At 68.4% G+C, this 9,111-nt stretch carries 12 protein-coding genes; 4 read left to right on the top strand and 8 right to left on the bottom strand.

Annotated elements, in window-relative coordinates; genetic code table 11:
- Positions 1-9 precede the first annotated feature (9 nt).
- Positions 10-1,449 (top strand): aspartate ammonia-lyase, encoded by a 1,440-nt coding sequence (gene aspA / locus E2K76_RS11320; protein WP_136684421.1) that lies wholly within the window; start codon positions 10-12, stop codon positions 1,447-1,449.
- A gap of 33 nt (positions 1,450-1,482) precedes the next feature.
- On the opposite strand, the gene E2K76_RS11315 is transcribed toward aspA, so the two are convergent.
- A complete protein-coding gene (locus tag E2K76_RS11315; protein ID WP_136684420.1) occupies positions 1,483-2,085 on the bottom strand; it encodes an NAD(P)-dependent oxidoreductase in 603 nt (200 codons plus the stop codon).
- Positions 2,086-2,139: 54 nt separating this feature from the next.
- On the opposite strand from E2K76_RS11315, the gene E2K76_RS11310 reads away from it, so the two are divergent.
- Entirely contained in the window at positions 2,140-2,541 is a 402-nt protein-coding gene (locus E2K76_RS11310; protein ID WP_136684419.1) for a winged helix-turn-helix transcriptional regulator, read from the top strand.
- Here the strand turns inward: E2K76_RS11310 and E2K76_RS11305 are convergent.
- Positions 2,538-2,909 carry a MerR family transcriptional regulator gene (locus E2K76_RS11305; RefSeq protein ID WP_136684418.1) on the bottom strand — a complete coding sequence of 124 codons (372 nt, stop codon included), beginning with the start codon at positions 2,907-2,909 and terminating at the stop codon, positions 2,538-2,540. The genes E2K76_RS11310 and E2K76_RS11305 overlap by 4 nt on opposite strands.
- 60 nt (positions 2,910-2,969) lie before the next feature.
- Here E2K76_RS11305 and E2K76_RS11300 point away from each other — a divergent pair, with 60 nt between their 5' ends.
- Positions 2,970-3,686, top strand: coding sequence for a MauE/DoxX family redox-associated membrane protein (locus E2K76_RS11300; RefSeq protein ID WP_136684417.1), 717 nt, complete (start codon positions 2,970-2,972; stop codon positions 3,684-3,686).
- Here the strand turns inward: E2K76_RS11300 and E2K76_RS20335 are convergent, their stop codons facing one another.
- Genes E2K76_RS20335 through E2K76_RS11290 form a run of 3 tightly spaced genes read right to left on the bottom strand, consistent with a single transcriptional unit; the run spans position 3,687 to position 5,862 of the window.
- A complete protein-coding gene (locus E2K76_RS20335) occupies positions 3,687-3,851 on the bottom strand; it encodes a hypothetical protein (RefSeq protein ID WP_169053279.1) in 165 nt (54 codons plus the stop codon).
- Positions 3,848-4,954 carry a YeeE/YedE thiosulfate transporter family protein gene (locus E2K76_RS11295; protein WP_136684416.1) on the bottom strand — a complete coding sequence of 369 codons (1,107 nt, stop codon included), beginning with the start codon at positions 4,952-4,954 and terminating at the stop codon, positions 3,848-3,850. The genes E2K76_RS20335 and E2K76_RS11295 overlap by 4 nt, the downstream gene beginning before the upstream one ends.
- On the bottom strand, positions 4,954-5,862 hold the full coding sequence (locus E2K76_RS11290; RefSeq protein ID WP_136684415.1) for a sulfurtransferase: 909 nt from the start codon (positions 5,860-5,862) through the stop codon (positions 4,954-4,956). The genes E2K76_RS11295 and E2K76_RS11290 overlap by 1 nt, the downstream gene beginning before the upstream one ends.
- Positions 5,863-5,971: 109 nt before the next feature.
- Between E2K76_RS11290 and E2K76_RS11285 the strand changes: the two genes are divergently transcribed.
- Entirely contained in the window at positions 5,972-6,193 is a 222-nt protein-coding gene (locus tag E2K76_RS11285) for a hypothetical protein (protein ID WP_136684414.1), read from the top strand.
- Here the strand turns inward: E2K76_RS11285 and E2K76_RS11280 are convergent.
- Genes E2K76_RS11280 through E2K76_RS11270 form a run of 3 tightly spaced genes read right to left on the bottom strand, consistent with a single transcriptional unit; the run spans position 6,182 to position 9,106 of the window.
- Complete coding sequence (locus E2K76_RS11280) at positions 6,182-6,988, bottom strand: aldose 1-epimerase (protein WP_136684413.1); 807 nt, start codon at positions 6,986-6,988, stop codon at positions 6,182-6,184. The two genes, E2K76_RS11285 and E2K76_RS11280, sit on opposite strands and share 12 nt — an antisense overlap.
- On the bottom strand, positions 6,988-7,722 hold the full coding sequence (locus E2K76_RS11275) for a 2-keto-4-pentenoate hydratase (protein WP_136684412.1): 735 nt from the start codon (positions 7,720-7,722) through the stop codon (positions 6,988-6,990). The genes E2K76_RS11280 and E2K76_RS11275 overlap by 1 nt, the downstream gene beginning before the upstream one ends.
- A 55-nt stretch (positions 7,723-7,777) precedes the next feature.
- A complete protein-coding gene (locus tag E2K76_RS11270) occupies positions 7,778-9,106 on the bottom strand; it encodes an NAD(P)/FAD-dependent oxidoreductase (RefSeq protein WP_136684411.1) in 1,329 nt (442 codons plus the stop codon).
- Positions 9,107-9,111 lie beyond the last annotated feature (5 nt).

The raw sequence follows: 9,111 nt of genomic DNA, 5'->3' as shown, positions 1-9,111 counted from the left end.
GAAATCACGATGTCATCCCCCGACGCCGCCATCGAACCTCTCCGCACCCGGATCGAGCATGATTTGATCGGCGACCGCGACGTTCCCCAGGCCGTCTATTACGGCGTCCACACCCTGCGGGCCGTAGAGAACTTCCCGATCTCGGGCCAGCGCCTGCTGGACACGCCGGACCTGATCGTCGCCCTTGCCGCGATCAAGGAAGCCGCAGCCGAGGCGAACATGGAGCTTGGGCTTCTGGACGAGCCGCGCGGCAACGCCATCGTCGCCGCCTGCCGCGAAATCCGCGCTGGCGCGCTGCGCGATCAGTTCGTCGTGGACCTGATCCAGGGCGGCGCGGGCACCTCCACCAACATGAACGCCAACGAAGTCATCGCCAACCGCGCGCTGGAACTCATGGGCCATCAGCGGGGCGACTATCGCCACCTGCACCCGAACGAACATGTGAACCTTGGCCAATCGACCAACGACGTCTATCCCACCGCGCTGAAACTGGCGGCATGGGTCGGCATCGCGCGGCTGGTTTCCGCGATGGGCAGCCTGCGCGACGCCTTCGCCGGCAAATCCGCCGAATTCGCCGACGTTCTGAAGATGGGCCGCACGCAGCTTCAGGACGCCGTTCCGATGACGCTGGGACAGGAATTCGGCACCTATGCGCTGATGCTGTCCGAGGATGAATCCCGCCTGACCGAAGCCGTCCAGCTGATCCGCGAGATCAACCTTGGCGCCACCGCCATCGGCACCGGCATCACCGCCCACCCCGATTACGCCGCGACCGTGCGCGCGAAACTGTCGGCCATCGTGGGGGTGGAGCTTGTAACCTCGCCCGATCTGATCGAAGCGACGCAGGATTGCGGCGCCTTCGTGCAGCTTTCGGGCGTGCTGAAACGCGTTGCGGTCAAGCTGTCCAAGACCTGCAATGACCTGCGCCTTCTGTCCTCCGGCCCCCGCGCCGGGTTCAACGAGATAAACCTGCCCGCGCGTCAGGCGGGATCGTCGATCATGCCCGGCAAGGTGAACCCGGTGATCCCCGAGGTGGTGAACCAGGTCGCGTTCGAAGTGATCGGCAACGACGTCACCATCACCATGGCCGCCGAGGCGGGCCAGCTTCAGCTGAATGCGTTCGAGCCGATCATCTTCTACTCTCTCGCACGGTCCATCGCCCACCTGACCGCCGCCTGCCGGACGCTGGAGGTGCATTGCGTGCGCGGCATCACCGCCAACCGCGAACGCCTGCGCGAGATGGTCGAGCAGTCCATCGGCATCGTCACCGCGCTGAACCCCTATATCGGCTATCGTCACGCGACCGACATCGCGCTGGAGGCCCACCAGACCGGGCGCGGCGTGTATGAGCTGGTGCTGGAAAAGGGTCTGATGCCGAAAGAGCAGCTGGACGCCGTGCTGCGCCCGGAAATGCTGACCCGGCCGCAGCCGATCATCCCCAAGATCTGACGAAAGCGCCGCCCCCACCGGGGCGGCACATCTTCAATACGCGGCGGTGAAGCGCGCGCGGGGGTGGCGGTGCTGCTCCAGCTCGTCCACCATCGCGATGGCGAAGTCGGCAAAGCTGATGCTGCTGTCGCCCTTGTCATTCACGACCAGCCTGTCGGTGCCCAGCCGGAACACCCCCGTGCGCGGCCCTTCGAAGATCAGGGCGGCGGGGGAAAAGAAGGTCCAGTCGATCTGCGTCTCGGCCCGCAGGTCTTGCAGAAACGCGACGCCCTTCTGCGCAAAGGCACGCCATTCCTCGGGGAAGTCCGGCGTATCGATCAGCCGCGTGCCATCCGCGACCTGAAGACTGCCTGCGCCGCCCGTCACCAGAAGCCGTGGCACGCCCGCCTCGCGCAGCGCAGCAAGGATCGTGCTGGCCGGGATGTCGTGATGCAGCGCGCTGATCACCGCATCCGATCCCGCGATCAGCCCGGCCAGCGCCCCGGCATCCGACGCATCCCCCGCCACCGCCGTGACCCCTGCCGGAACGCTTCCGGGGTGGCGGGCGATGGCCCGCACCTCATGCCCCCGGCGGGCCAGTTCCTGCACGATCTCCGACCCGGCGCGACCGCTTGCACCCAATACTGCGACTTTCATATCCCGGCTCCTTGTGGTAACTGATGGTTACTTGGATCACATCGGATACCGGCCATGCAAGACGGCACCTGCACCCTACAAGGTCACCCCGAGGTGACCGCCCGCCATGGCGATGTCTTTGCCGCCGATTGCCCGACGCGGCAGCTTCTGGACCGCATCGGCGACAAATGGAGCGTCCTGATCCTGACCCTTCTGGGCGGGCAGGATCTGCGCCACAACGCCCTGAAGCGCCGCATCCAAGGCATATCGCAAAAGATGCTGAGCCAGACGCTGCGGTCGCTGGAACGCGACGGGCTGGTCACGCGCCACGTCCGCCCCACCGTCCCGGTCGAGGTCGAATACCGCATTACCCCGCTGGGTCGCGGCCTTCTGGATGCGCTGCGCCTGATGATCGACTGGGCCGAGGCGAAGATGCCCGAGGTCGCCGCCGCGCAGGCGGCCTATGACCGGCGTTAGTCGAAGGCGGCAAGGATCGGGCACGGTCCCGACGCCTGCCGCGCACAGCAATCGGCCAGCCGGTGCAGCGCAGCCCGCGCCTGCGTCAGTTCCGCGATCTGCCGGTCCAGCGCGCCCAGCCGTGCCGCCGCCAATTCGCGCGCCCGCGCATGGTCATGGCCCGAATCCAGCGCCAGCAACTCGCGGATCTCCTCCAGCGTGAAGCCCGCGCCTTGGGCCTTGCGGATGAACAGCAGGCGGCGCAGGTCGGCGGCGGAATACCGGCGCACCCCTTCCGCATCCGGCACCGCCAGCAGCCCCCTGCGTTGATAGAAACGGACGGTTTCCACCCCGACGCCGCCCGCTTGCGCGAAAGCACCGATTTTCATGCTTGACTCCGTACCATGGTCCGGAAGTTATACCCGTGCCGAGGCAACATCGGCAATCCCATGACAGACAGAACCGCCACCATCTTTCGCACGCTTTCCTGCCCGCACGGGATGAAGGCGAAACACCTGCTGCGCCGCAAAGGCTACCGGGTGGAGGATCGGCACCTGACCACCCGCCCGCAGGTGGATGCGTTCAAGGCCGAACACGGCGTCGCGACGGTGCCGCAGGTCTTCATCGGCGGCACGCGGATCGGCGGCATTGACGATCTGCGTCGTCATTTCGGCCTGCGCCCGGCCAACCGCTATCGCCCGGTGATCGCGCTGTTCGCGATGACGGCGCTGATGGCGCTTGCCGCCAGCCATGCCGCGTTCGGCAGCGCCCTGACCCTGCGCGCCGCCGAATGGTTCGTCGCCTTCAGCATGGTGGCGCTGGCGCTGATCAAGCTTCAGAACCTCGACGGGTTCGCGACGATGTTCCTGAACTACGACCTGCTGGCGCGGCGGTGGGTGCCTTACGCCTATGCCTATCCCTTTGCCGAAGGGCTGGCCGGGGTGCTGATGATCGCGGGGGTGCTGACATGGCTGTCGGCGCCATTGGCACTGGTCATCGGCACGATCGGGGCGGTGTCGGTGCTGAAGGCGGTCTATATCGACCGGCGCGACCTGAAATGCGCCTGCGTCGGCGGGTCCAGCACGGTCCCGCTCGGGTTCCTGTCGCTGACCGAAAACGTGATGATGGTGGCGATGGCCGGCTGGATGCTGGCCACCGCGCATTGATCATTGCGGCAGCGCGCCGCAGAAGCCCCCAACCGCCGCCGTGCCGGAGCCGAGCGCCAGCATCGGCGGCGCGCGATAGGGGTTCAGATCGGACGTCGCGTGGTCGAACAGGATCAGCAGCCCAAGCAGCGCGAGGGCCAAGGGGGCGGTGGTGCGGCGCGTCATGCCCGACCCTCCAACCCAAGGGCGGGGCGCAAACGCACGCCCACGAACGATCCCGCGAACCCGGCGGCGAACCAGACCCAGCCATGCAGGCTCCCGGTCGAGATGCCGGAGAAGAACGCCCCCACATTGCAGCCGAAGGCAAGGCGCGAGGAATAGCCCAGCACCAGCCCCGCCACCGCCGTCGCGATCCATGCCCGCAGCGGCAGCTTCGGCAGCGCCTGCCCCAGCCCCCGCCAGCTTGCGATCAGGAACGCGCCGCCGATCAGGCCAAGGTTGGTCAGCGTGGTCACGTCGGTCAGGATGCTTGCCTGCAACCGCGCGGCATTGCCCGGCGCAGCCCAGAAGGGCGACCCCGACAGGTCCGCCCCAAGCGCAACCGCCCCCTTCGCCGCCCACAGCCCAAGGCCATAGACGACGCCCCAAGGCTGCCCCGACACGACCAGATTGCCCACCGCCAGTGCCGCGACCAAGGCTGCCGCCAGCACCAGCCGCCCCGGCACCCGCCGCGTGCCCGGCGCGGCCAGGGCCAGCACGACCACCGCCACCGCCGCCAGAAGGCCCAGCGTCAGCATCAGCCCGCCCGTCCCCTCCAGCACCAGAACGGGCAGCGCGCCCAGCCCCGTCCACCACATCAGATGATAGGCCCCCGCGAAGCTGCCGATGGCAAAGAAGGGCAGTGCCAGCAGCCCGACCGGATTGCCGCTTCCGGCATTGACCAGCGTGCCCGACCCGCAGCCCAGCACAACCTGCATCGCCGCGCCGAAGACGAAGGCGCCCCCCGCCATCGCCCAGCCGATGGGAGCCGCCGCGCCGCCGATCTCGCCCGGATGGGCGGCGATCAGCGGGAACGCCGCCACCGCCACCAGCCCGATCGCCAGAAGCTGCGCCAGTATGCCCCCCGGTTCGCGCCGCAGGATCATCGCCCGCCACGGCCCAGCAAAGCCGAAGCGCAGCCCCTCCAGCACCATGCCGAAGCCGAGGCCGATGGCCAGCAGCAGCCCGAACCGCGCCCCCGCGAACAGCGCGACGGCCAGCACCGCCGCCAGCGCCCCCGCGATCAAAGCCGGACGCGCCAGCGCCGGACTTGCCACCACTGCCGTCATCAATTCCCCCGGATCTGGTTCACGAGGTTCTGCAGCAGCCCCGGCGTGTTCGCCATCTCGTTCCCCTGCTGCGACCAGCCTACGACGGAATCGGGATAGAGTTTCACGTTCGGCACCCCGGCCAGTTCCGACAGCGCGAACCATTCGGTCGCAGCCCAATGGCCGGTGTTGCAGAAGGCCACGACCTCCTCGCCGTCCTTCAGGCCCAGACCGTTCGCGACGCGGGCGGCACCGGCGGCGTCCAGCACCTCGGTCGGGCCGCTGAACCAGACGGAGTGTTCGACGCTTTCCGCCCCCGGCAGCGTGCCGGGCTTGGTGGCGGCGGGGTGCGACTGCTGCCCCTGATAGAATGCGACGGGCCGCGCATCCAGCAGCCGCGCCGGACGCTGGCCGCCGACGATCTGCGCCACCTCGTCACCCTTGGCCAGCCAGCGGTCGGAAAACTCGATGTTGATGTCGGATGGCACCGGCTCGACCGCCCGCGTCTCCAGCGGCAGGCCGGCATCGGCCCAGGCCGCCATCCCGCCATTCAGGATCGACAGATGCTCCAGCCCCGAGGATTTCAGCGTCCAATAGACCCGCGCCGCCGATCCGAAATCGGAATCGTCCTTGCCCTGATGCACGATCACGATGGGGCGGTCGGTGGTGACGCCCAAGGACCGCAGCGTCGCCTCCAGCTGATCCTCGGGCACCAGCGCGCCGGGGTTTTCGGCCGGGCCGCGGAACAGCGCATAGGGGGCGGCGACCGCCCCTGCGATATGGCCCTGCCCGTAAGCTTCGCCGCGGATGTCCAGCACCAGCGGCTGGTCTGCGCTTTGCACCTCCGCCGGGGTCACCAGCGGGCCAAGATCGGCGGCAAATGCCGCGCCGGACGAAAGAAGCATCGCCCCAAGGGTGAGGATCTTCATGTCATCTCTCCTTCATGTCTGCGCCCGGCATCGCACCGGGGACCGCGCTTGGCAAGGGAACCTTGCGCCGCCCTTCCGGTTGCACCCCAAAGCAAGGAAAGGAAAACAGATGCGACTTCAGCTTGCCGCGACGGCGATCCTTCTGGCTTTGGGCGGTGCGGCCCATGCGCAGGAACAGCCCGCGCCCCCTCCCCCGCCGCCGCCCGAAACCCAGCCGGAGCCGGAGGTGGAACAGCCTCCCGCCCCGAACGAGGAAGGCGCCGGACGCGGCAGTTCCGGCCAGCCCGAGGCCGCGCCGATGTCGCCGCCGGACGAGGATTCAGACGGCTGACACCCGCAGATACATGGCCCCCGAAAGCATCTCGCCGGGGGCCAGCACATCCATCTGCGGCAGGGTCGGCCGGTTGACCGCATCGGGCAGATGGCTCACCGGCTCGACGCAGATCGCGTCGCGATGGGCGGGGTTGAACACATGCAGATACCGCAACGCCCCGTCCGCCTGCATGTCCAGCACCGCACCCGGCCAGAGAATGCGCGCTTGGCCATCCCATCCGGTGAAACAACCATCCAGATACGGGGGCGTATCGCCCGCGGTAAATTCCGGATAATCCCGGCGTTCCGGCAGCGGCAGTCCCCTTTCGTCGCGCAAATGCGCCCCGCCCGACGCGAAGACCAGCCGCGTTCCCTTGGGCCGGAAGAACCATGGATGCAGACCGATGCCGAACGGCATTTCCGCATCTCCGGTGTTGTGCAACGAAAGGCTTATTGCGATCCCGCCGGGCGTGACCTCGATGCGTTGTTCGATCCGAAACGGCCAGTTGCCGCCCCAGTCCAGCACGAACACCCCTTCGCCCGCCACCCGCCACGGACGGTCGCGCACGAAGCCATGCACGGCCATCCCTTCGTCCGGGCTGTTCAACGGCAGTTGCCGGTCCCGCCCCCGCCAGCTGAACCACCCATCCGCAATCCGGTTCGCAAAGGGCGCCATCACGAAACACCCCGACTTCATCGCCGGCCACCCTTCGGGCGGCACGAGGATCGGCCGGCCCCTCCATTCGGCGCGCAGGATGCTCGCGCCCCGTTCCGGCGCAACCTCCAGCCGATAATCGCCCGCCTCAAGCCACATCAGACGGCCAGCGTCACTTCGCCGATCCGTTCGATCGCCGCGACAAGCCGCTGGCCCGGCGCGACCGGCATCGGCCCGATACGCGATCCGGTGATGACGAACTGCCCCGCCCGCAGCCCGATCCCCCGGCGCGAGGCGTGGTTCGCCAGCCAGACCAGCGCCTGCACCGTCTGCTGCACCGTCGCATTCCCCGAGGCGGTCGCAATCGGCCCATCGCCCACCAGCGAGACGTTCAGCGCGGTGAAATCCAGATCCAGCCAATCCGACACGCCCGACCCGATGACGACGCCGCCGCTGCTGGCGCGGTCGGCCAGAACGGAAACCTTCTCGGCCTCCTTCCGGCTGACGAAGCGCGACTCGATCACCTCGATCGCGGCATAGGCGGGGCCAAGCGCGGCCAGAACCTCGGCCTCGTCATAATCGCCCTCGCGCGGGGGAAGGTCGGTGTCGATGCGGATGGCGATTTCCACCTCGATCTCGGGCGCGCGCAGATGGGGCGGCAGGCTGCCCTCGATCACCATGTCGTCCGAAAGCGGCGAGGTTTGCAGCGGCCCCGGCGCGCGGATCGCGGCGACCTTCCACGCGGCGACGGGCAGATCGCCCAGAACCGCATCCTGAATGGCATAGGCCTGCGCCTCGTCCGTCGGCACCAACCCGTCGGGCAGGCGGTCAAGCTTGTCGCCGGTTTCGGCACGGCGCAGCAGTTCGGCGGCTTGGATCGCGATGTCTGACATGTTTCCCCCCTCTTGTCAGACGCGAGAAAACAGCGCCAGCCGCGCCCATGCAAGATCAAAAGCCGGTGACGAGCCGGATCGGGCTGCCGTCGGAAAAGCGCGACAAGCGGAAATCATGCGGATCGACCAGCGGCGCGGCACCAGTGACCAGATCGGCCATCAGCCGCCCCGCCGCGGGGCCGATCCCGAATCCATGGCCCGACAACCCGGTCGCGATGAAGAATCCCGGCACCGCATCCACGCCCGAGATCACCGGGACCGCATCCGGCGTCGCGTCGATATATCCCGCCCAACGCTGCGCCACCTGCGCCTGCCCGAAGACCGGAAAGGCGGTGCGCAGGTTTTTCAGCACGCGGTCCAGAATCGCGCGGTTCGGTTCGGGGTCCAGCACGCGGCACGCCTCGAACGGGGTCGCGCCGTCCAGCGTCCAGCGCGTCGCCATCCGCGCCTCGTCCAGAAACTCCCGCCCGATGCGCAGTTTGAGCGACCGCCATTCATGCCGCAGCGCGGGCAGGAAAGGCAGCGCGTAACGGAACGTCTTCGGCACGATGTTCACCACGTTCTCGTGCCCGGAGGCGATGGTGTATCCGCCGTCCTGCCGCTTGCGGATGGCGAACCCCATCGCCCAGATCGTGTGCTCCGGCCCGTCCAGCGGCGCAGTCCGCATGACCGAATTCAGCACCTTGAGCTGTGGCAGATCCACCCCGAGGTTCCCCGCGAACAGGTTCGACCATGCCCCGCCCGCCAGCACCACCGCGCCGCAGCGGATCGCCCCGCGTTCCGTCACGACGCCGCTGACCTTGCCGCCAGCGGTCTCGATCCCCCGCACAGCGCAGCCGGTCAGCAGATGCGCGCCGCGCGCCCGCGCCGCTTCGGCAATCGCGGGCGCCGCCTTCTGCGGCTCGGCCCGCCCATCCTCGGGGGTATAGAGCGCGCCCTTCGGCACCATCGTCCCGCCCGGATTCATGGCCGCGAACTCCGCCCCCGAGATCATGCGCGTCCCAAGACCCCGGCCCGCGACATTGCCGACCCAGCCTTCGTGATCCGCGAAATCCCGATCCGTCATGCAGGTGAACATGATCCCCGCGCGGGTATATCCGACGTCGCGCCCCACCCGTTCGGCCATGCCGGACCACATCCGCAACGCCTCGGCCATCAGCGGCACCTCGCGCGGGTCGCGGCGGGTGATGCGCACCCAGCCCCAGTTGCGGCTGGACTGCTCGCCCGCGATCACGCCCTTTTCGCACAGCGCGACGCGCAGCCCGCTTTCGGCCAGTTCCAGCGCCGTGGACGTGCCGATGATCCCACCGCCGATGACCACCACATCGACCTCGGGCGGCAGCGCCGCGTCGCCGTGAACGGGAACGACCTCGGGTCCGGGCATGGCAA

This window comes from Falsirhodobacter xinxiangensis (genome assembly GCF_004959935.1).
In the GTDB taxonomy this organism is placed as follows: domain Bacteria; phylum Pseudomonadota; class Alphaproteobacteria; order Rhodobacterales; family Rhodobacteraceae; genus Falsirhodobacter; species Falsirhodobacter xinxiangensis.
Note: the sequence above shows the minus strand (reverse complement) of the source record. Positions and strands in the feature narration are given on the sequence as shown.

What these genes read in the sequence shown, in the direction of transcription:
- aspA (WP_136684421.1), top strand. Translation starts at nt 10, where the DNA reads ATGTCATCCCCCGACGCCGCCATCGAACCTCTCCGCACCCGGATCGAG.
- E2K76_RS11315 (WP_136684420.1), bottom strand. Translation starts at nt 2,085, where the DNA reads ATGAAAGTCGCAGTATTGGGTGCAAGCGGTCGCGCCGGGTCGGAGATC.
- E2K76_RS11310 (WP_136684419.1), top strand. Translation starts at nt 2,140, where the DNA reads ATGCAAGACGGCACCTGCACCCTACAAGGTCACCCCGAGGTGACCGCC.
- E2K76_RS11305 (WP_136684418.1), bottom strand. Translation starts at nt 2,909, where the DNA reads ATGAAAATCGGTGCTTTCGCGCAAGCGGGCGGCGTCGGGGTGGAAACC.
- E2K76_RS11300 (WP_136684417.1), top strand. Translation starts at nt 2,970, where the DNA reads ATGACAGACAGAACCGCCACCATCTTTCGCACGCTTTCCTGCCCGCAC.
- E2K76_RS20335 (WP_169053279.1), bottom strand. Translation starts at nt 3,851, where the DNA reads ATGACGCGCCGCACCACCGCCCCCTTGGCCCTCGCGCTGCTTGGGCTG.
- E2K76_RS11295 (WP_136684416.1), bottom strand. Translation starts at nt 4,954, where the DNA reads ATGACGGCAGTGGTGGCAAGTCCGGCGCTGGCGCGTCCGGCTTTGATC.
- E2K76_RS11290 (WP_136684415.1), bottom strand. Translation starts at nt 5,862, where the DNA reads ATGAAGATCCTCACCCTTGGGGCGATGCTTCTTTCGTCCGGCGCGGCA.
- E2K76_RS11285 (WP_136684414.1), top strand. Translation starts at nt 5,972, where the DNA reads ATGCGACTTCAGCTTGCCGCGACGGCGATCCTTCTGGCTTTGGGCGGT.
- E2K76_RS11280 (WP_136684413.1), bottom strand. Translation starts at nt 6,988, where the DNA reads ATGTGGCTTGAGGCGGGCGATTATCGGCTGGAGGTTGCGCCGGAACGG.
- E2K76_RS11275 (WP_136684412.1), bottom strand. Translation starts at nt 7,722, where the DNA reads ATGTCAGACATCGCGATCCAAGCCGCCGAACTGCTGCGCCGTGCCGAA.
- E2K76_RS11270 (WP_136684411.1), bottom strand. Translation starts at nt 9,106, where the DNA reads ATGCCCGGACCCGAGGTCGTTCCCGTTCACGGCGACGCGGCGCTGCCG.